Source organism: Billgrantia sp. C5P2, assembly GCF_051062895.2.
The window spans coordinates 1,909,444-1,928,859 of the sequence record NZ_CM128542.1 but is presented as its reverse complement, the minus strand read 5'-3'; the positions used below and the strand labels follow the sequence as shown (position 1 = coordinate 1,928,859).

The following is a 19,416-nucleotide window of genomic DNA, read 5'->3' as shown; positions in this document are numbered from 1 at the left end:
GTTGATCGATGAAACCGTGGAGAGCTGCAATTGAAACGGTGGCGTGCTGGATCACTTGAGAAGCCAGTTGCATCGCATGACAATGCATCTGTATTGTTTTTTTGCTGCTTATAGCAAGCTAGTCGGACATACCGGTTGGCGCAAATCCAGAAGGAATCCCCGAAGCATGACGCGACATGTGTTGAAATCGGTGCCTGGCGGCAGGATCGTTACCGAGGCACAGCGCAACGACCCGCTGTTCGTCCAGTCCGTGGCGCGCGCCATGCAGGTACTCTCGGCATTCCACGGTGTGGACAGCGCCCTAAGCCTGGCCGAGATTGCCAAAGCGGCCGGTATCGACCGTAGCGCTGCCCAGCGCATCGTGCATACCCTGCGTCAACTGGGCTACCTGCGGCTGGACAAGGATGGACGCGGCTTCCTGCCCGATATCCGCATTCTCGACCATACGCTGGACTACCTGAGCCTGAACCCGATCGTCCGCAACGCCACGCCGGTGCTGCTCGAACTGAGGCGCAATGCCCAGGAGCGGGTCGATCTCAGCCTTTTCGACGATGTTCGCGTCGTCTATGCGGCGCGGATGCAGAGCAAGCGGGAGACGTTCTTCGCCACCCTGGTGGGCCACAGCGTGCCGACTTATTGCAGTTCGGGCGGCCGCGCCATCCTGTCCAAGCTGGACGACGACGAGGTACGGGACATCATTGCCCGCTCCGACCGGACCCCGCTGACGCCTCGCACCATCACTGACCCCGAGCGGGTGATGAGCAAGGTCCATGAGGCAAGAGAACAGGGCTTTGCCCTGGCCCGCGAAGAGATACTCATCGGTGAAATTGCGCTGGGAGTGCCGATCATAGGGCATGACGGAAGACCCTGCGGCGCGATTCATATCGCAGGGTCCTTGAGCGACTGGCACGAAGAGGCCTTTCGCGACAGATTCTTCCCGCTGGCCGCCGAAGCCGCCCTGGCCATTTCGCGTTTCTGAACGGATGGGCCCGGGCAGCGGCCTGTCGTCTCAGCGCGGCTTGAACATGTCGTCGCCGACCTGATCGATGTAGCGCTGCGCCTTGCTCACCATCAACTGGTCGCAGGCGTCTCGACCCGGCACCAGGTCGGAGCGCTCGAAGCGGTGTTCCAGGATCTCGCCCTCGGCTCCCGGCTTGCGGATCCAGCCGCTGACGCGGAACTGACCGCCCTGCTCGGCGGGCTCCGAAACGATCTGGTAGCCGTTGTACTCCACCGGCTCGGCGGCCTTGGCATTGCCCGGCTTGGCTTCACCGCTACCGAACAGTCCACCCAACAGTTTCTTCAGCATTGTTCTCTCCCCTACAGTTCTTCCCTACGAGCTTTCCAAACGAGAGCGCCGGCCCTTGGGCCGGCGCGTCCTGGAGCGAATCGACAGGCAATCAGCTCTGCTGGCGGCCTTTGCCGGCCGCAATACGCAGACGTAAAGCGTTGAGCTTGATGAAGCCCTCGGCATCCTTCTGATTGTAGGCGCCGGCATCGTCCTCGAAGGTGGCGATCGACTCGTCGAACAGCGACTGCTCGGACTTGCGGCCCACCACGGTGGCGCTGCCCTTGTAGAGCTTCATGCGCACCACGCCGGAGACGTTCTTCTGGGTCTCGTCGATGGCGGCCTGCAGCATGCGGCGCTCCGGGCTCCACCAGTAGCCGTTGTAGATCACCTTGGCGTACTTGGGCATCAGCTCGTCCTTGAGGTGCGCTTCCTCGCGGTCGAGGGTGATCGACTCGATGGCGCGATGGGCACGCAGCATGATGGTGCCCCCCGGGGTCTCGTAGCAGCCGCGGGACTTCATGCCAACGTAGCGGTTCTCGACGATGTCGAGACGGCCGATGCCGTTGTCGCCGCCCAGCTTGTTGAGGGTCTCGAGCACCTCGTGGGGCTTCATCGCCTTGCCGTCGATGGCGACAATGTCGCCGTGTTCGAAGGTCAGCTCGACGTAGGTGGGCGCATCCGGTGCGGCCTCGGGCGCCACGCTCCAGCGCCACATGTCCTCTTCGGCCTCGGCCCACGGGTCCTCGAGGATGCCGCCCTCGTAGGAGATGTGCAGCAGGTTGGCGTCCATCGAGTACGGCGACTTCTTCTTGCTCTTGGAGAAGTCGACGGGGATGTCGTGCTGCTCGCAGTAGGCCATCAGCTTCTCGCGGGAAGTGAGGTCCCACTCGCGCCACGGCGCGATTACCTTGACGCCCGGCTTGAGCGCATAGGCACCCATCTCGAAGCGCACCTGGTCGTTCCCCTTGCCGGTGGCGCCATGCGAGATGGCATCGGCACCGGTCTCGTTGGCGATCTCGATCAGGCGCTTGGCGATCAGCGGGCGAGCGATGGAAGTACCCAGCAGGTACTCGCCCTCGTAGATGGTGTTGGCGCGGAACATGGGGTAGACGTAGTCGCGCACGAACTCTTCGCGCAGGTCTTCGATGTAGATTTCCTTCACGCCCAGGGCCTGGGCCTTGGTGCGCGCCGGCTCCACTTCTTCGCCCTGACCGATGTCGGCGGTAAAGGTCACCACCTCGCAGTTGTAGGTTTCCTGCAACCACTTGACGATGACGGACGTGTCCAGGCCGCCGGAGTAGGCAAGCACGACCTTCTTGACATCGGACATTCGGGGGCTCCTCTCAGGTAAACGTCACAAGACGTGCAGTATAGCGTGGCTGCTGCCTGGCGAATACCGGCCGCGGGACGTATCGCGGCCAAGCTGTTAGACTTTTCGCCCATGAGAGGCAGCCTGGCGACGCAGTCGTTCGCTGGCAAGGAGCCGTCCCCGTAATGACTGGCGTGAGAGGCACGTGATGAGGAGAGGTGCATGAGCGAGGCGATCACTCGCGAGATGATGGCGCAGCGGTTTCGCAGTTTCCTGCCGGTGGTGGTGGATCTGGAAACCGGAGGGTTCAACGCAGAACGCGACGCCATTCTCGAAATCGCCGCCGTGACGCTGACCATGGATTCGGAAGGCAACCTGATGCCGGACGCAACCTACGCCTACCACGTACAGCCCTTCTCGGGAGCCAACGTCGAGCAGTCTGCGCTCGATTTCACCGGCATAAAACTCGATGACCCGCTACGCCAGCGGGTGGCACTCTCCGAAGCCGAGGCCTTGGGCGAGATCTTTCGCCCCGTGCGCAAGGCGATCAAGTCGCATGGCTGCACCAGAGCCGTGCTGGTGGGCCACAATGCAGCCTTCGACCACGGCTTTCTCAACGCCGCTGTCAATCGCTGCGGCATCAAGCGCAATCCCTTCCACCCCTTCTCGAGCTTCGATACCGCCAGCCTTGCGGGCCTGGTCTATGGCCAGACGGTCCTCGCCCGAGCCTGTCGCGCAGCGGGGATTCCGTTCGACAATCAGGAGGCCCACTCGGCACGTTACGACACCGAGCGAACCGCAGAGCTGTTCTGCGCCATCGTCAATCGCTACAAGGATCTGGGCGGCTGGGCGTTGGCGCAGCGGGAACAGGGCCTCGACGAGCTGTAGAAGCCTCGAGAAGTTGAGCATTTATGCGGTTCTTTCAATGACATGGGCCCGCGAGCGGAAGCTCGCGGGCCCATGTCATTGAAGCGTGCGTTGCGAAAGGAGGATCAGGCGTCACCACCCTCTTCGTTGGCCTTGGCGCGCGCCGCCGCCTCCTTGATCAGCTTCTCGAGTTCGCCGCTCTGGTGCAACTCGGCGACGATGTCGCAGCCACCCACCAGCTCGCCTTCCACCCACAGCTGGGGGAAGGTGGGCCAGTTGGCGTACTTGGGCAACTCTGCACGAATATCGGGGTTGTCCAGCACGTTGACGAAGGCGAAACGCTCGCCACAGGCCATCAGGGCCTGCACCGTCTGGGCAGAGAAGCCGCACTGCGGCAGTTGGGGAGTGCCCTTCATGTAGATCAGGATGGGATTCTCGCCGATCTGGCGCTGAATGTTCTCGATGGTAGTGCTCATGTGCGCTCCTGTTGGAAGAGATGGATGCCGAGGGTGTCGGGACGGACAATACCCGAGTGCGATACTCAGCCTTTAGCTCATGGCCCCATTCTACTGATGACGGGCGAATTGCGCATCCCCCGTAGGCTGGCTAGGATGGTGGTTTTTTCGCGCGGAGAGATCGCCATGGCGACACGCCATTTCCTGACCCTGCTGGACCTGAGCCCCGAAGAGTTGCACTACCTCATCCAGCGCGCCATCACGATCAAGAACCGCCTGCGGGCCCAGGGGCCGACCTACGCTCCGTTCACCAACCGCACGCTGGCGATGATCTTCGAGAAATCGTCGACGCGCACACGGGTTTCGTTCGAGACGGCCATGGCGCAGTTCGGCGGTCATGCGTTATTCCTCTCGCCACGAGATACCCAACTCGGTCGCGGCGAACCGATCGAGGATACCGCGAGGGTGCTGGCGGAGATGGTCGACATCGTCATGATCCGCACCTTCTCCCATGCCGGCCTCGAGACCTACGCCGGCGCCAGCTCGGTGCCGGTGATCAATGCGCTCTCCGACGACTACCACCCCTGCCAGCTACTCGCCGACGTCATGACCTGGACCGAGCTGCGCGGCAGTGTGCGTGGACGCACGGCGGTATGGATTGGTGATGGCAACAACATGTGCCACTCGTGGATCAACGCCGCGCGCCAGTTCGACTTCCAACTGAAGGTATGCTGCCCCAAGGGCTACGAGCCGCGCCAGGACATCCTCGCAGCCGCCGGCGACCGGGTCATTCTGCTGCACGATCCTGCCGAGGCCGTGGTCGGCGCGGACCTGGTGACGACCGATGTGTGGGCCTCGATGGGCCAGGAGGAGGAGCAGGCCAAGCGCGAAGCGGATTTCGCCGGCTTCCAGGTCACCGAGGGCATGCTGGACCGCGCCAAACCCGACGTCGTGTTCCTGCATTGCCTGCCGGCACACCGCGGCGAGGAGATCAGTGAAACCCTCCTCGACGACCCACGCGCGGTGGTATGGCAGGAAGCCGGCAACCGCCTGCACGCCCAGAAGGCCTTGATCGAATTCCTGTTGCTGGGGCGGGTCGATCACTGAGACCTGGCACCAAGCCGCACCGCCGGGATTCATCTCGGCGGTGACTCTACCCGCTCACGGCTCGGTCGTCAGGCAATAAAGCCTAGCTGCCAGCTGTCACGTCCTGATGCAACAGAAGCTCGACGCGACGATTGGCGGCGCGCCCTTCCGGAGTCTCGTTGCTATCCAATGGGCGCGTCTCGGCGTAGCCCACTGCTCGCAACCGCTCGGCCGGCAGGCCCTGGTCGGACAGGTAACGCAATACGGCGATGGCTCGTCCGGATGAGAGTTCCCAGTTCGATGGGAAACGGGCACTGGCGATGGGAACGCTGTCGGTATGCCCTTCCACGGAGATGTCTCCTTCGAATGTCGCGAGGACTTCGCGCAACCGGCTCAGCACCTCACGCCCCTGCCCCGTGAGGACGGCCTGGCCGCTGTCGAACAGGAGATTGTCGTCGATCCGCAGGGTGATACCCTGTTGCCCCTCGGTCACGCTCACGCCTTCGATATCGAGACCCGGGAAGCGCGGCTGCAAGCCATCGTGGCGAGGCTTGAGCCCCGCGCCAGCCACCATGCGCTCGACGGCCTCAGCTTGCGGCGTGACAGTGACAGTGGCACTGGCCTCACCGCTCTGACGGCTTTCCTGGATGGCCGTACCGTTGCCAGCCAGCGAGAGCAAGAGGACGAACAGCGTGATGAGCAGGGTCAGCACATCCAGGTAACTCACCAGCCAGCCCTCACCCTCCCCGGCATCGATGGCGGGAGGATGCAGCACGTCTCGCGTGCTGCGATCAAGCATTCTGCGCTTCTCCGTCCGGGGCGTCGCGCTTGGCCACTTCCGGATCGCGAATCTCGTCGTGATAGTTGACGACGAAGGAGTTGAGAGTTTCCTCGATGAAGGACGGCAGGCGGCGCTTGGTAATCAGCGAGATGCCCTCGAGTACCATGTTCATCGCGATGAGCCGCTCTTCGGTGCGCCGTTCGAGCTTCACGGCAATGGGCTTGAAGACCAGGTTGGCCAGCAGGATCCCGTAAAAGGTGGTCAACAGCGCCACCGCCATTCGCGGCCCGATGACGTGCAAGTCGCCCGACTCCATCACTTCGAGCATGTTGACCAGCCCCACCAGCGTTCCGATCATGCCGAAGGCCGGGGCGTAGGTGGCCATGGTGCGGAAGATCTGCGCCTCGGCGTGCTCGCGCGCCTTGAGCCGGGCGATGCGCCAGCGCAGCAGGTCGAAGATCTCGTCCTCCTTGGTATTGGCGATGACCAGTTGGATGCCGGTACGCAGGAAGGGATTGCGCGCCTTTTCCAAGGCCGCTTCGACGGCCCGCACGTCGCCCTTGAACCAGAGCCGAGAGATGTCCACCAGCTCCTTGATGTCGTCGCGCATATAGGTGTTCTCGCGGCGAAACACCAGGCCCACCAGGCGTACTACCCGTAGCACTTCCTTGAGCGGATAGCTGATGAAGGTGGCCGCCATGGTTCCGGCCAGCACGATGGCAAGGCCCGGCAGGTTGATGAAGCTCTGTGGCGACTCGGCGGTAAAGAACAGTACGCTGACCAGCAGGACGATACTGGCGCACATGCCGATAATGGTGGATGGATTCATTCAAGCTCCTGAAAATACGGGGCATGGCATCTATAGAGTACTATCGGCTTGGAACGGGGACACTTTAACCATGACCGGAAAAGGACGGCATCCGGTTGACCCAGATCATGCTTTCCGTAACACGCTAAAGTTTCCTCGGTCCCGGCCGATACGATAGCCATGAGATCCTTGTCGGCAGCAGGCCCTTCGACCCAGCCTGCCATGATGGACGATGGCGAAGGCGTGTTGCCTATGCCTTGCCAATGAGTGATTCCTGCAGCGGACTTGGCGCGCAGGAGGACAAGCCGCTGGCCGATAGCGACCAGACAGGAGTAGCCATGCATCGATGCGCCGAAAAGGAAGGACACTGCGAACGCTGCGAGGGTCCATTGCCCTTCGCGTTCACCATGGCTTTCCAGCCCATCGTCGATCTCGCCTCGGCCCGCATCACCGCCTACGAGGCACTGGTGAGGGGGCCGGGTGGCGAATCCGCTGGCAGTATCCTGGCGCAGGTCACCCCTCGCCTGCTCTACCGTTTCGACCAGGCCTGTCGAATCCGCGCCATCGAACTCGCCAGCCGCCTTGGCATGCGCGAGAACCTGTCGATCAATTTCCTGCCCAACGCGGTCTATGAGCCCATGGCATGCATCCAGGCAACGCTGGCGATATCCGAGCAGGTGGGTTGGCCGGTCGAGCGACTGATCTTCGAAGTTACGGAGACCGAGCGAGTTCAGGGACAGCATCTGGGCAACATCATCGAGGCCTACCGTAGCATGGGCTTCGTGACCGCACTGGACGACTTCGGCAATGGCTTCGCCAACCTCGACCTGTTGGTGGAACTGCACCCCGACCGGCTCAAGATCGACCGCGCCCTGGTGATGGGCTGCGACAGCGATTCGCGCCGCCAGGCCATACTGCGTGCCCTCATCGGCCTGGGCCGGGAGCTCGGCATCGACCTGGTGGCGGAAGGGGTGGAGACCCGTGCGGAAGCCTTGTGGCTGGCCCGCAGCGGCATTACCCAGCAGCAAGGCTTCTTCTATGCCCGTCCCGGCCTCGAGAAACTGACTCCTGGCCTGGAGCCGGCTCTCATGGCATTGCAGCGGGCCATTTGAAGAAAACGCTTCGATCACGATCACGACAACCTGCAACTTGAGAATATTCCGAGTGCATCACACTCAGCACGGAGCCAAGCAGCATGCCTGAGCAAAGGGACCACGATCCTTTCACCGTCGCTCTGCATCCGATTCACGATGCCAGCCATCACCATGTGGCGGATCGCCTGGTCTACACCCGGCACACCGACACCGAAACCGAGGACGTCATGGCCGCCACGGCCAGGGCGCTGGCCAGCGCCGTCTATGAACTCGGCGATGGCGGCCTGCTGGGCGACAGGACACTGTTCCTCGACCTGCCACTGGAGTGGCTCGATCGTCCCGAGCTGCTGCCGACGCCGGCACCGCGCCTGGCACTTGGCATTGCCGAAGTGTACACGGTCGATGCCGAGCTGCTCGCTCGCCTGGACGACATCCGCGAGCGCGGCTACCGGGTCATCGTATCGACCCGCCTGCTGAAGCAGGACCTGGAGGCGATGCTCGATCGCTGCGACATCATCATGCTCACCTCGCCACAGGATCTCGACGACGAGACGCTGGAACGGCTTCCCGCACGCAACGTCAAGCTACTGGTCGAGAACCTCGACAGCCGGGAAGAGCTGGAGCGCTACCAGGCGCTGGGCTGCGACTACTACCATGGGCACTATCTCGCCAAACCCAGCTTCATCGCATCGGCCCCGCGAGGTCGCCACGGTAACCGTGCTGCCCAGATCCGCCTGATCCGCGCCCTCTACGAGGACAACAACGATCTCAACCGGCTCCATGAGCTGGTGGTGCAGGTGCCACACCTGCACGTGGCCATCCTGCGCCGGGCCAACTCGAGCTATTTCCACCGCGGCGGCAAGGAGGTCGACCTGCATCGCGCGGTACAGCTCCTGGGGCTCATCGAGCTTCGCCGGCTGATCCTGACCCTGACACTCGCCAGCCTGCAACCCTCGTCGCGCATCGTGCTGCGCATGGCGTTGATCCGTGCCTTCATGTGCCGCAACCTGACGGCTCCCTTCCCCTCCCTCGACCCCGAGGATGCCTTCACCACCGGCCTGTTCTCGATGATGGATGCCCTGCTGGAGGAGGACCGCCAGACCCTGCTCGAACACCTGCCATTGGGGCAGCCGATCATCGATGCCCTCAAGCACCGCTCAGGCCCCCTGGGTGCCGTGCTGACCCTGTGCGAGAACCATGAGCGGCAGGTCGAAGAAGCCATCGACGACGTGCCTGCCGATCGGCTCCACAACTGCTACATGAATGCCCTCGGGAGCACCAAGTCCCTGATGGAAAATCTTTAAGCGTGCTCGGTCAGGCGCGCCCTGAGCCGGCTCACCGCCTGACTGTGCAGCTGGCAGACCCGTGATTCGGTCACGCCGAGCACGACGCCGATCTCCTTGAGGTTGAGTTCCTCCTGGTAGTACAGCGCCATCAGCAACTTCTCACGCTCGGGCAACGCCTCGATGCCTTCGGCCAGACGCTGGCGCTTCTCTTCGTCAATGAGCATACGGTAGGGAGTGTCGATCGAGGCATCCTCGATCCCGGGCTCGACACCCTCGGCCATCAGCGCTTCGAAGGGGAGCAGATGCCCGCTGTTGGTATCGTTGAGCAATTGCCGATACTCCTCCAACCCCATGTCGAGTTCGGCGGCGATCTCGGTCTCCTCGGCCGAGCGCCCCAGCGTCTGTTCCAGGCGCCGCACCGCCTCGTCGACCGCCCGTGCGTTGCGCCTGACGCTGCGCGGCAGCCAGTCGCGGCTGCGTAACTCGTCGAGCATGGCACCGCGTATACGCTGGCTGGCGAAGGTGGCAAAACTGGCGCCCTGGGTCGAATCGAAGCGGCCCATGGCCTCGAGCAGCCCCACCATGCCGGCCTGAATCAGGTCGTCGAGTTCGATGCTTGCCGGCAGCCGAACCTGCATGGACAGTGCCTGCCGCCTCACCAGCGGCAGGTACTCGTCCAGCAGGTCTGCTTGTTCAATCTTGCCTCGTGCTGTGTACATGCGCTTGCTCTCACGGCTAACAATCCCCCGGGCGTCGACTCGAACGCTCGATGGGCTCAGGGTCGTTGCAGATGCTCATGGTCGACGATCACCTGCAGCCCTTGCAGGGTCGTGGCACGCTGCCGGCGATCCTGCAGTGAAAACTGGAAATACAGTGGCGTATCGGCCGGCAGGCCCGCCATGACATCGGTTTGCCCACGTGGCCCCGGTAGCGGTATGCAGCCCCCCGGGTGGCACAACCAGGCATTCACCTCACTGCCGGCTGGTGGCTGATACTGCCAGCCAACCCGTCGCATCACCTGGCCGCGCGCCAGTTCAGGCGAGGGTGGCAGCAAGGCAGCGGATGAACTCGGGCGGTCGGCCATGGTCACCAGCAGCGAAGGAGCGCTGGCGACCCAACTGCCGGCGGCATGAGCGATACCCATCCACACGGCACAGAGTGCGACACCCGCAAGCCAAGGCCCCGTACGACGTATCATCTCGCCAATACCAGCAGTTCGATGCCGAAATAAGCGTCCGCCACATACTGTAGATTGGCCAATAGACCCTGCCGCCCCACCCCCCGCGGATGTACGGCGATCAAACGCTGCGGGCCGCCCTGTTCGGAGATCTGCCTGAGCATGCGATAGCCGCGGCGAAACGCCTCCAGATCGTCATCCACCCACAGCGCCCAGTGCGATTGCTGTGTCACCAGCAGTGGCAAGTGCGGACTGTCGATGGGCAACGCCACGATGCGCCAGGACCGCGGATCGCCTATCCAGCGCCGCCCCTCCCCGGCCCAACTTTCCAGTAGTTCGCTCACCCTGGTGGTGTGCCGTTCGGCGGTGCCCGGCAGGCCCAGCACCATCAACGTCACTGGCTGAGCACTGCCCGCCTTGCGCGGCGGCGTCACGGCGGCACTCGTTGATGCCGGCTTGGCCGATGGCCGGGGGGCAGCCTGCGATCTTGCCTCACTGCTGCCTCCGCCAGCAGCCAGCTCGACCAGCATCTCGGCCACATGTGCCGGGCAATCCTGCGATTCACCGTTCGCCCATTGGCGCAGCCCTGCGGCCTGGTCCCATCCCATCTAACCTGTCTCCCTTTCACCGAGACCAAGGTGGCGAATGGCATCGCGCACCATGAAAAGTTGTACCAACGACTCGAGCAGCGCAACGTCGCGGCGTCGGCGACGCCCACCGCCAAGCCCCAGCAGCTCCGCCCGTAGATCCATCGCCGCCTCGTCCTCGGCAAGGTCCAGGTGAGCCGCCACCGTCGCCAGACCACTGGCCATCAACAGACGCTGATCGGCACGTAGTTCCCCTAGCTCGGCCGGGTCCAGGCGCTGCCAGGCACGGCGGGCAAGCTGCGGCAGAACGTCGCCCTGCAACAGTGTGAGCAACAGTGGCTTGGGCTCGCGCCCCAGCCGCGCCGGGGTTATCCAATAGCGCTTGCCAAGGACCTTGCCACTCTCCTCATCACGAACCTCACCGAGCCAGGCCCGCGCACTCAGGCTTTGCTGGTCGCGCCGGCCACCCTTGAAGACCACCTCGACGGGCAGGGTAGAGAGGCCGAGACGTCCCGGTGCACCGCGGAAACGGCAGCGCACTTCACCCATGGCTTCGCCCGTACCTTCGAGCGACGCCAGGGTGCGCCGTTCGCCGGAGTAGTCGACACGCTGGCTTCCGCGCACCTGGCTGCACCAACTCATCTCCTGACGCTCCAACCACTCTCCCGCCTCGCCATCGGGCAGCCCGTTCAGCAGATGTACGCCGATATCGTGCCGCTCCAGCGCCGCCGCCAGACGCCCCTGCTGTCCCGCCACCTGGCGATGCTGCAATAGCGGCAGCGCCAGCCAGGTGCCCTCGGGGCTGAGTGCCACGTCGGGCATCGACCAGTTCTCGCCCGGCACACGGCGGCGTTCGCTCCACATCATGCCCAGCGCCTGGTCGGAACGGGGATAGTCTGCCAGCAACTGCTCCAGGCGCTGCTGCTGGACGGTTGAAGGTAACCCCAGCAGGTTCCACACCTCTTCGAGGCGCTCGAAGCCGGGCAGGCGCTGGCGCAGCGCCTGCAACACGACGGCCAGGCGGCGCCCTTGGCCCAGCAGGTTGCCGGAACTTCGGGCGGCAGGCTCCACGGCCTGTCGCGCCGGCCTTGCCAGCGGTGTGCGATCGGCCAATGCCTGTCCGATCAGGGTATCGGGCTCGGCGAGCGCCATGTCCTCCGGCACACGCTGGCCATGCGAGACGAACAGCAGACGAAGCCCGTGGCGCATGACGATGTCGAGCACGGGCGCCAACCGCCCTGCTTCGTCCTGCTTGGTGATGATGCAGTCGCACAACTCGCCACCGGCCGCCTGGGCCGCCTGGCGATAGCGCACCACCACCTCCTCGAGGGTCTCGGGTTGGCTGGCGGCATTGAGCAGCAGCACCAGGCGCACCGGGGAATCGCCGCCGTGCAGATGACTGACCTGTTCGATCACGCGGTGATCGCGCTGGCTCATGCCAACCGTATCGATGATGATCCAGGACTTGCCCTTCACACGCTCCAGCAGATCCGATACCGGTTGGTCGGCGTTGAGCGCGTACATCGGCACGTCAAGCAGCCGCGAATAGATGCGCAGCTGCTCATGAGCGCCGATACGGAAGCTGTCGGTGGTCACCAGCGCCACCGGACGCGTGCCGTGACGCATGACATAACGCGCCGCCAGCTTGGCCGTGGTGGTGGTCTTGCCCACCCCGGTGGGACCGATCAGCGCCACGATACCGGTACGGTCCATGAAGGCGGCTTCGTCGTCCAGGCCGCTCAAGCGCTTGGCCAACTGGCGCGCCAGCCAGGCCAATGCACGCTCATCCAGCGCGCCTGCGACCGCCAACTCTTCGGGCAGGGCCGACACCACCTCTTCGGCCAACGCCTGGCCGAAACCTGCCTCCAGCATCGTCCGCACGAGCTGCTCGCCGAGCGTATCGGCCGATTCCGGCTGGCCACGCTCGCGGGAAAGCAGGGCGCGCATGTCGCGCATCTCTTCGAGCAGCCTTGCACTCATGGCCTCGAAGGCCTGGGCCGGGTCCGGCCCCACTGGCGTGGCCGGCGTGGTTGCCGGGCGGCCCGACTCGGCGGATGGCGGCGTGACGCTGCCGATACTGGCATCACCGTCGGTCGCCGCCGACTCGGCCATGGCCAGGATTTCGACACCCTGCTCGGTGTGTCGGTTGGCCAGTATCAGGGCCTCATCGCCAAGTGCAGCACGCACCTGGCGCATGGCCTCGCGACTGTTGGCGCCCAAGAAACGCATGACACTCATCGCTTATCGACCTCCCACCAGCGTCACGATGCGCAGGGTGCGATCATCGGGAATTTCCGCCTGCGACATGACCACAAGGTGGCGCATGCGCCGGCGCAGGAAGCGGGCCAGCAACGGTCGCAGGCTATGCTGCACGACCAGCACCGCTGGCTCGCCGCTCGCCTCGTGGCGCTCGACGGCCTGTTCGGTTTGACTCATCAAGGTCTCCGCCAGTCCGGGCTCGAGCGACCCATTGCCGTTCATCGCCTGCATCAGGACCTGCTCAAGCTGGGCATCCAGGCCTATCACGTTCAGCGTATCGCGTCCGGGGAACCACTGCTGAGTAATCGCCCGCCCCAGCATGATCCGCACCAATGCCGTCAGCTCGTTGGTGTCCTGCTGCTGAGGCGCGTACTCCGCCAGGGTATCCAAGATGGTACGCATGTCGCGAATGGAGACGTCTTCGTCGAGCAGATTCTGCAGGATACGCTGCAGCACGGTCAGGCTGATGGCCTTGGGAACCACGTCCTCGACCAGCGACTTCTGCTCCTCGCCCAACTTGTCGAGCAGCTTCTGGACCTCCTGTCGCCCCAGCATTTCGGACGCATGGCGATGCAGCAAGTGGTTGAGGTGGGTGGCGATCACGGTACCGGCATCGACCACGGTATAACCGTAGACCTGAGCGTGTTCGCGCTGGCCGCCGTCGATCCAGACGGCCGGCAGGCCGAAGGCGGGGTCGGTGGTCGGCGTGCCTTGCAACTGGCCGGTAACCTGCCCAGGGTCGATGGCAAGCCACTGTCCGGGGAAGGCCTCGGCGCGGCCGATTTCCGCCCCTTTCAGGGTAATCACGTAGGTGTTGGCACCCAATTCAAGGTTGTCGCGTATATGCACCACGGCGGGAAGGAAGCCGACCTCCTGGGCGAACTTCTTGCGCACGCTCTTGATGCGGCCCAGCAATTCACCGTCCTGACGCTGGTCGACCAGCGGAATGAGACGATGCCCGACTTCGAGACCCAGGGTATCCACAAGTTGGACGTCTTCCCAACTGGCTTCGGGCGCTTCGGGTGGTGGTGGCGGTTCGGTGTGAAGCTCCTCCTCCACCAGGCGCTGCTCACGCTGCCGCGTGAGCATCCAGGCCAGGCCGGCCAAGAGGCCGGTAAAGAGCAGGAACACCATGTTGGGCATGCCCGGCACCAGGCCCAGCAGGCCCATGACCAGCGCCGCCAGCACCATTACCTGGGGATTGACGAACAGCTGACCGATCATCTGCTGGCCGACGTCCTGCTCGGTATTGACACGCGACACGGTCACGCCAGCGGCGGTGGAAATAACCAGGGCGGGAATCTGGGCCACCAGGCCATCACCGATGGTCATCAAGGTATAGGTCCTGGCGGCATCGCCGAAGCCCATGCCGTGCTGAAGCATGCCGATCAGGAGACCGCCGATGACGTTGACCACCATGATCACCAGACCGGCCATGGCATCGCCGCGCACGAACTTGCTGGCACCGTCCATGGAGCCATAGAAATCGGCCTCCTGGGCAACCTCGGAACGACGCTTGCGGGCGTCCTCCTCGCCAATGAGGCCGGCATTGAGGTCGGCGTCGATGGCCATCTGCTTGCCCGGCATGGCATCGAGCATGAAGCGCGCCCCCACCTCGGCGATGCGTCCCGCGCCCTTGGTGATGACCATGAAATTGATGATGACGAGAATCAGGAACACCACCAGACCGACGGCGAAGTTGCCGCCGATGAGAAACTCGCCGAACGCCTCGATGACCTTACCGGCCGAATCTCCGCCCTGGTGCCCTTCCATCAGGATGACTCGGGTGGAGGCCACGTTGAGCGACAGGCGCAGCAGCGTGGTGAACAGCAGCACTGCCGGAAACGCGGCGAAATCCAGCGGCTTCTGGGTAAACATGCTGACCAGCAGCACCATCACCGCCAAGGCGATGTTGAAGGTGAAGAGCAGGTCGAGTGCGAACGGCGGCAGCGGCACGATCATCATGCCGAGGATCATGATGATCAGGATCGGGCCGGCCAGCAGCTTCATGCGCACGTCGCCCATCCAGTCGCGCCGCCCGATGATATGGCTGAGTGACTTCATCGACGCTCTCCGCCGGGCCCGGCGGTATCCTGGTCAGCGTCGCCAGCGACCGCATCGGCGGCTGGCACTTCCAGGTTTTCCGGTATGGGCAAATTCTCTGGTGTAGGCGGCACCTCTCCCCCCTCTCGTGACACGTGCTTGAGACGGAAGGCCCAGGCCAGGACTTCCGCTACGGCGGTATACAGGTCAAACGGAATCTCATGCTCGAGATCGACGTGGTGATACAGGGCACGAGCCAGCGGCGGGGCCTGCAGAAGCGGTACACCCGCTTCCTCGGCGAGTTCGCGGATACGCGCTGCCACCCTGTCGGCGCCCTTGGCTACTACCCTCGGCGCCCCCATGCCCTTCTCATCATACTGTAGCGCTACTGCATAGTGCGTCGGGTTGGTGATGATGACATCCGCCTCGGGCACCTTGCTCATCATGCGACCGCGCGCCATTGCCTGCTGCTGGGAGCGGATCCGTGCCTTGAGGTGCGGATCGCCCTCGGACTCCTTGTGCTCGCGCTTGATCTCGTCCTTCGACATGCGCAACTTCTTGGCATGGTTCCAAAGCTGGTAGGGCACGTCGATCAGTATCACCACCAGCAGCGTCAGCACCATCAAGCCGCAGGCCTCGGCCGCCATCATCAGCGCTCGTGCCAATGCCTGGGTCGTCGGTTGATCCAACAGCGACAGGTACTCCCCGCGCTTGAAATAGAGATACGCCATGCCGACCCCACCGATGAGCACCGACTTGGCCACCGCCTTGAACAGCTCGACCAGTGCCTGGGTACCGAACATGCGCTTCAGACCCTTGAAAGGGTTGAGCTTCGACATCTGGGGCTTGAGCGATTTGGCCGAAATCAGCCAGCCCCCCAACAGCGCCGGCGCCACCAACGCCACTAACGTCAGCAACAGGAACAGCGGCATCATGGACACCAGCGTACGGCTGCCCAGGTCGAGCACGTTGCTCAGCATGGGACCGGTTTCGAAGGCTTGACGACGCTCGAACAGGAAGGCCTGCTCCATCACCAGCCCGAGCTGATCGTAGAGCATCGCTCCCATCGACCACATACCCACCACGCCGCCCAACAGCAGCATGAAGGTGGTCAATTCCCGGGAACGGGCGACCTGGCCGTCCTCGCGCGCCTTCTCCAGGCGTCGAGGCGTGGCCTCTTCGGTCTTTTCCTGATCACTGCTTTCGTCGGCCATGGCTACCAGACACTCTTCTGCACGGTGGCCATTGTGGCGTCAACGGTGAGGGGGCGATACGCCAAAAAGCGCCGATGATCGTGGCCTTATCGGCCACGACCCACGACGCGGAAGGGATTGCAGTGAGGAACGCGAAGCGTTAGGAGGGCTCAGAAGCCGAGCTGATCCAGTAGATCGTCGACCTGATCCTGGTTCGTCATGACGTCGGCTCCCGGCTTGATCTGGGGACCGTTGAGCAGGCTTTCCTCGCGGCGGCGCGCTTCTGTCTCCCATTGATCGTTGGCCTTGCGCTGCATGCTCTCGCGGGCCACTTCCTCGGGGACGTTGTCGATCAATACCTGTACCAGTTGGTGCTCGATCTCGCGGATGACGTCCATCATCTTCTTGATCACCTGCCCCGTCAGATCCTGGAAGTCCTGGGCCATCATGATCTCGAGCAGCTCCTTCTGGGTGGCCTGGGTCTTGTCGGGCACCTCAGCCAGGTAGGAGCGCGTCTGCTTGACCAGGTCGCGCGCCTCGTCGAGCTCCTTGGGTTCGGCGAACCACTCGGCCCAGCGCTTGTCCAGCGACTCAGCGCCACTGCTGATCGCGTCCTGCAGCGGCTGGGCACGATCGATGGCGTTGAGGGCACGCTCCGCGGCCTGCTCGGTCATGGTAGCCACGTAACTCAGCCGGTCCCGCGCATCGGGAATCGCCTCGGCCGCCTTCTCGATTTCCTTGTCCAGACCCAGCTCGCGCATGCTCTCACGCAGCATGCGGGTCAACTGTCCGATACGCTGGACCAGTTCCTCGCCGGCGGCACCGGCCGCTTGAGCCTGGCCTGGCTGCTCGTTTGCGCTCATTTTGTACTCTCCTTTCGCAAGCGGGGCTAACAGCGTCACTTGCCCAGCTTCTCGAAAATCTTGTTGAGCTTCTCTTCCAGCGTGGCGGCGGTAAACGGCTTCACCACGTAGCCGCTGGCCCCGGCCTGAGCTGCCGCGATTATGTTCTCCTTCTTCGCCTCGGCGGTCACCATCAGCACCGGCAACTGCTTGAGCGCATCGTCGGCGCGGATCTGCTTGAGCATCTCCAGGCCATCGAGGTTTGGCATGTTCCAGTCGGACACCACGAACTCGAAGGAGCCCGAGCGCAGCTTGCTCAACGCCTCCTGTCCGTCTTCGGCTTCTTCGACATTGGTGTAGCCGAGCTCCTTCAACAGGCTCCGAACGATCCGGCGCATGGTCGGAAAGTCATCGACCACCAGAAAGCTCATGTTCTTGTCAGCCATCGGGAATTCCTCTTCTCTTTCAGGTAACGGTCATCTGACGGCAGTGATTGCCGCCGTGGTTCAGAATTCTTCCCACTCGCCCTCGGCGACGGGTTCGGCCTGGGTCTTGCGCTTCGGCTTGGGATCGATCTCGGCCGCTTGGCGCGTAGTGGGTTGCGCCCCACCTGTCGGCTTGGCCAGGGCTGGCACGCCTGTACGCTGCGCCAGTGTCGCCTCGCCCGGAGAAGCACCGCCTCGGCGCTGGCTCGCACCGGCTTGGGACACTTGTTGCGCGTCTCCCGTCAGGCGAAACACCGCGACGGCCTGCTCGAGACGGCTGGCTTGCTCTTCGAGCGAGGCAGCGGCAACCGTGGCCTGCTGGACCAGCGAGGCGTTCTGCTGAGTGACCTGATCCATCTGGCCCACCGCCTGGCTCACCTGCTCGATACCATCGCTCTGTTCCTGCGAAGCCGCCGATATCTCGTCCATGATGTCGGTCACGCGGCGCACCGCCTTGACCACCTCGTCCATGGTCTCGCCGGCCTGTTCGGCGAGGGTCGAGCCCTCCTTCACCTGGGCCACCGAGCCGTCGATCAGATCCTTGATCTCCTTGGCCGCGGTGGCACTGCGACTGGCGAGGTTGCGCACCTCGCCGGCCACGACGGCGAAGCCGCGCCCCTGCTCGCCAGCACGCGCCGCCTCGACCGAGGCGTTCAGCGCCAGGATGTTGGTCTGGAAAGCGATGGAGTCGATCACGCTGGTGATGTCGCTGATCTTCCGGGAGCTCGTGGAAATACTGCCCATGGTCTTGACCACGCGATCCACCACCTCGCCGCCACGTTCGGCTGTCGTCGAGGCGTCCAGGGCCAGCCCGCTGGCCTGGCGCGCATTGTCGGCGTTCTGGCGTACCGTGGCGGTAAGTTCTTCCATGCTCGCCGCGGTCTCCTGCAGCGAAGCCGCCTGCTGCTCGGTACGTGACGACAGATCGGCATTGCCGCTGGCAATCTCGCGGGTGCCGATGTGGATCGACCCGCTACCGTCGCGCACCTGGCCAACGATGCGGGTCAGGCTCTGCTGCATGTTGCGCATGGCGTTGAACAGCTTGCCGATCTCGTTGCGGCTGCCCTCGGGAATCTTGCTGGTCAGGTCGGCCTTGGCAATGGTCTGAAGGTGCTTGACCGCGGAGTTGAGCGGTCGGATCACCGTCGCACGCAGGCCGACATACACCAGCACCAACACCAGTGCGGCCAGTACCAGTGCGCCCAGCTTGATGATAGCGAAGCGGTCAGCCTGGGCACGGAACTCGGCAGTCATCGCCTGTCCCGTGCTGAAACCGTAATGGACGAACTCGGTCATGCTGGCAGCGAGGGCGGCACTGGGCTCGATCAGCTCGTCACGCAGTTTGCCGAACCCCGGGGTATTGAGCTGATCGAGTGCTTCGTGCTGTTCGCGAACGAGGCTGAGTACCGTCGTGAAGTTCTGTTCGAGCCGCTGGGCCATTTCCAATGATTCATCGGACTTGGGAGACGCGGAGAAGCTGCTCAAGCGCGCCTCGGCCCGGTCCATGCGATCCACCGCGACATCGAGCTGCTGATTGGCATCGGCCATGCGCCCCAGCATGATCTGGTTGGAGGCAATCTCGAGACTGACGCGCGCCAAGTTGAGCAAGGCATCGGCACGATTGACCTCGTTGAGCTGCTGGGCATTGATGCGGTCGAGGTCCGTCATGACCCGCTCCGCCTGACGCTCCGACAGGAACGAGAGCAGTGCCACCACGCCGATCAGCACGGCGAAGCTGACCAAGGCGGCAATCACGGAAACGTTGATACTGATATTTCGAATCAGGCGACTCATTACCAGGCGGCTCCTTGCGTAAGGTGGCGATTGCTATTGTTCGTTTTTCTTCTGGTCCA

Annotated in this window: 19 protein-coding genes; 5 read left to right on the top strand and 14 right to left on the bottom strand. The window is 63.6% G+C overall.

The genetic code is table 11. The annotated features are described in order from the left end of the window. Positions 1 to 166: 166 nt before the first annotated feature. The gene (locus tag ACRWQA_RS08940; protein ID WP_263580189.1) at positions 167 to 979 is read left to right on the top strand and encodes an IclR family transcriptional regulator; all 813 of its coding nucleotides are present in this window, start codon (positions 167 to 169) and stop codon (positions 977 to 979) included. 30 nt (positions 980 to 1,009) lie between these two features. On the opposite strand, the gene ACRWQA_RS08935 is transcribed toward ACRWQA_RS08940, so the two are convergent. Next, the gene (locus ACRWQA_RS08935; RefSeq protein ID WP_434229443.1) at positions 1,010 to 1,309 is read right to left on the bottom strand and encodes an HlyU family transcriptional regulator; all 300 of its coding nucleotides are present in this window, start codon (positions 1,307 to 1,309) and stop codon (positions 1,010 to 1,012) included. Positions 1,310 to 1,400: 91 nt separating this feature from the next. Further along, positions 1,401 to 2,621 carry an argininosuccinate synthase gene (locus tag ACRWQA_RS08930; protein ID WP_434229444.1) on the bottom strand — a complete coding sequence of 407 codons (1,221 nt, stop codon included), beginning with the start codon at positions 2,619 to 2,621 and terminating at the stop codon, positions 1,401 to 1,403. 201 nt (positions 2,622 to 2,822) lie between these two features. Between ACRWQA_RS08930 and rnt the strand changes: the two genes are divergently transcribed. Further along, positions 2,823 to 3,488 carry a ribonuclease T gene (rnt, locus tag ACRWQA_RS08925; RefSeq protein ID WP_263580192.1) on the top strand — a complete coding sequence of 222 codons (666 nt, stop codon included), beginning with the start codon at positions 2,823 to 2,825 and terminating at the stop codon, positions 3,486 to 3,488. Between the two features lie 104 nt (positions 3,489 to 3,592). On the opposite strand, the gene ACRWQA_RS08920 is transcribed toward rnt, so the two are convergent. Beyond that, the gene (locus ACRWQA_RS08920; RefSeq protein WP_263580193.1) at positions 3,593 to 3,943 is read right to left on the bottom strand and encodes a Grx4 family monothiol glutaredoxin; all 351 of its coding nucleotides are present in this window, start codon (positions 3,941 to 3,943) and stop codon (positions 3,593 to 3,595) included. Positions 3,944 to 4,108: 165 nt separating this feature from the next. Here ACRWQA_RS08920 and argF point away from each other — a divergent pair, with 165 nt between their 5' ends. Continuing rightward, complete coding sequence (gene argF / locus ACRWQA_RS08915) at positions 4,109 to 5,029, top strand: ornithine carbamoyltransferase (protein ID WP_263580194.1); 921 nt, start codon at positions 4,109 to 4,111, stop codon at positions 5,027 to 5,029. 82 nt (positions 5,030 to 5,111) lie between these two features. Here argF and ACRWQA_RS08910 read toward each other — a convergent pair whose 3' ends face one another. Beyond that, positions 5,112 to 5,807, bottom strand: a complete 696-nt coding sequence (locus ACRWQA_RS08910; RefSeq protein ID WP_263580195.1) for an OmpA/MotB family protein — start codon at positions 5,805 to 5,807, stop codon at positions 5,112 to 5,114. After that, positions 5,800 to 6,618, bottom strand: a complete 819-nt coding sequence (locus ACRWQA_RS08905; RefSeq protein WP_263580196.1) for a motility protein A — start codon at positions 6,616 to 6,618, stop codon at positions 5,800 to 5,802. The genes ACRWQA_RS08910 and ACRWQA_RS08905 overlap by 8 nt, the downstream gene beginning before the upstream one ends. Positions 6,619 to 6,935: 317 nt before the next feature. On the opposite strand from ACRWQA_RS08905, the gene ACRWQA_RS08900 reads away from it, so the two are divergent. Both ACRWQA_RS08900 and ACRWQA_RS08895 read left to right on the top strand, forming a co-directional pair. Then, positions 6,936 to 7,709 (top strand): EAL domain-containing protein, encoded by a 774-nt coding sequence (locus ACRWQA_RS08900; protein WP_434229446.1) that lies wholly within the window; start codon positions 6,936 to 6,938, stop codon positions 7,707 to 7,709. 83 nt (positions 7,710 to 7,792) lie between these two features. Beyond that, positions 7,793 to 8,995 (top strand): EAL and HDOD domain-containing protein, encoded by a 1,203-nt coding sequence (locus tag ACRWQA_RS08895; protein WP_263580198.1) that lies wholly within the window; start codon positions 7,793 to 7,795, stop codon positions 8,993 to 8,995. Here the strand turns inward: ACRWQA_RS08895 and ACRWQA_RS08890 are convergent. The 9 genes from ACRWQA_RS08890 to ACRWQA_RS08850 all read right to left on the bottom strand — a co-directional run bounded on the left by ACRWQA_RS08890 (position 8,992) and on the right by ACRWQA_RS08850 (position 19,357). Then, on the bottom strand, positions 8,992 to 9,696 hold the full coding sequence (locus ACRWQA_RS08890; protein WP_263580199.1) for an RNA polymerase sigma factor FliA: 705 nt from the start codon (positions 9,694 to 9,696) through the stop codon (positions 8,992 to 8,994). The two genes, ACRWQA_RS08895 and ACRWQA_RS08890, sit on opposite strands and share 4 nt — an antisense overlap. A gap of 56 nt (positions 9,697 to 9,752) precedes the next feature. Then, a complete protein-coding gene (locus ACRWQA_RS08885) occupies positions 9,753 to 10,175 on the bottom strand; it encodes a flagellar protein FlhE (protein WP_434229448.1) in 423 nt (140 codons plus the stop codon). Then, on the bottom strand, positions 10,172 to 10,762 hold the full coding sequence (locus ACRWQA_RS08880; RefSeq protein WP_434229450.1) for a hypothetical protein: 591 nt from the start codon (positions 10,760 to 10,762) through the stop codon (positions 10,172 to 10,174). Before ACRWQA_RS08880 ends, ACRWQA_RS08885 begins: the two co-directional genes overlap by 4 nt. After that, complete coding sequence (gene flhF, locus ACRWQA_RS08875) at positions 10,763 to 12,979, bottom strand: flagellar biosynthesis GTPase FlhF (protein ID WP_487247145.1); 2,217 nt, start codon at positions 12,977 to 12,979, stop codon at positions 10,763 to 10,765. A gap of 3 nt (positions 12,980 to 12,982) precedes the next feature. Continuing rightward, positions 12,983 to 15,064: a flagellar biosynthesis protein FlhA gene (flhA, locus tag ACRWQA_RS08870; RefSeq protein WP_263580203.1), complete on the bottom strand. Its 2,082-nt coding sequence runs from the start codon at positions 15,062 to 15,064 to the stop codon at positions 12,983 to 12,985. Further along, the gene (gene flhB, locus ACRWQA_RS08865; protein ID WP_263580204.1) at positions 15,061 to 16,257 is read right to left on the bottom strand and encodes a flagellar biosynthesis protein FlhB; all 1,197 of its coding nucleotides are present in this window, start codon (positions 16,255 to 16,257) and stop codon (positions 15,061 to 15,063) included. Before flhB ends, flhA begins: the two co-directional genes overlap by 4 nt. A 149-nt stretch (positions 16,258 to 16,406) precedes the next feature. Continuing rightward, entirely contained in the window at positions 16,407 to 17,099 is a 693-nt protein-coding gene (gene cheZ / locus ACRWQA_RS08860; protein WP_263580205.1) for a protein phosphatase CheZ, read from the bottom strand. 35 nt (positions 17,100 to 17,134) lie between these two features. Beyond that, the gene (gene cheY, locus ACRWQA_RS08855) at positions 17,135 to 17,524 is read right to left on the bottom strand and encodes a chemotaxis response regulator CheY (RefSeq protein ID WP_111415342.1); all 390 of its coding nucleotides are present in this window, start codon (positions 17,522 to 17,524) and stop codon (positions 17,135 to 17,137) included. A gap of 60 nt (positions 17,525 to 17,584) precedes the next feature. After that, the gene (locus ACRWQA_RS08850) at positions 17,585 to 19,357 is read right to left on the bottom strand and encodes a methyl-accepting chemotaxis protein (protein WP_434229453.1); all 1,773 of its coding nucleotides are present in this window, start codon (positions 19,355 to 19,357) and stop codon (positions 17,585 to 17,587) included. Between the last annotated feature and the right edge of the window lie 59 nt (positions 19,358 to 19,416).

Coding starts and splice junctions, on each gene's coding strand:
- ACRWQA_RS08940 (WP_263580189.1), top strand. CDS start 167: ATGACGCGACATGTGTTGAAATCGGTGCCTGGCGGCAGGATCGTTACC.
- ACRWQA_RS08935 (WP_434229443.1), bottom strand. CDS start 1,309: ATGCTGAAGAAACTGTTGGGTGGACTGTTCGGTAGCGGTGAAGCCAAG.
- ACRWQA_RS08930 (WP_434229444.1), bottom strand. CDS start 2,621: ATGTCCGATGTCAAGAAGGTCGTGCTTGCCTACTCCGGCGGCCTGGAC.
- rnt (WP_263580192.1), top strand. CDS start 2,823: ATGAGCGAGGCGATCACTCGCGAGATGATGGCGCAGCGGTTTCGCAGT.
- ACRWQA_RS08920 (WP_263580193.1), bottom strand. CDS start 3,943: ATGAGCACTACCATCGAGAACATTCAGCGCCAGATCGGCGAGAATCCC.
- argF (WP_263580194.1), top strand. CDS start 4,109: ATGGCGACACGCCATTTCCTGACCCTGCTGGACCTGAGCCCCGAAGAG.
- ACRWQA_RS08910 (WP_263580195.1), bottom strand. CDS start 5,807: ATGCTTGATCGCAGCACGCGAGACGTGCTGCATCCTCCCGCCATCGAT.
- ACRWQA_RS08905 (WP_263580196.1), bottom strand. CDS start 6,618: ATGAATCCATCCACCATTATCGGCATGTGCGCCAGTATCGTCCTGCTG.
- ACRWQA_RS08900 (WP_434229446.1), top strand. CDS start 6,936: ATGCATCGATGCGCCGAAAAGGAAGGACACTGCGAACGCTGCGAGGGT.
- ACRWQA_RS08895 (WP_263580198.1), top strand. CDS start 7,793: ATGCCTGAGCAAAGGGACCACGATCCTTTCACCGTCGCTCTGCATCCG.
- ACRWQA_RS08890 (WP_263580199.1), bottom strand. CDS start 9,696: ATGTACACAGCACGAGGCAAGATTGAACAAGCAGACCTGCTGGACGAG.
- ACRWQA_RS08885 (WP_434229448.1), bottom strand. CDS start 10,175: ATGATACGTCGTACGGGGCCTTGGCTTGCGGGTGTCGCACTCTGTGCC.
- ACRWQA_RS08880 (WP_434229450.1), bottom strand. CDS start 10,762: ATGGGATGGGACCAGGCCGCAGGGCTGCGCCAATGGGCGAACGGTGAA.
- flhF (WP_487247145.1), bottom strand. CDS start 12,979: ATGAGTGTCATGCGTTTCTTGGGCGCCAACAGTCGCGAGGCCATGCGC.
- flhA (WP_263580203.1), bottom strand. CDS start 15,064: ATGAAGTCACTCAGCCATATCATCGGGCGGCGCGACTGGATGGGCGAC.
- flhB (WP_263580204.1), bottom strand. CDS start 16,257: ATGGCCGACGAAAGCAGTGATCAGGAAAAGACCGAAGAGGCCACGCCT.
- cheZ (WP_263580205.1), bottom strand. CDS start 17,099: ATGAGCGCAAACGAGCAGCCAGGCCAGGCTCAAGCGGCCGGTGCCGCC.
- cheY (WP_111415342.1), bottom strand. CDS start 17,524: ATGGCTGACAAGAACATGAGCTTTCTGGTGGTCGATGACTTTCCGACC.
- ACRWQA_RS08850 (WP_434229453.1), bottom strand. CDS start 19,357: ATGAGTCGCCTGATTCGAAATATCAGTATCAACGTTTCCGTGATTGCC.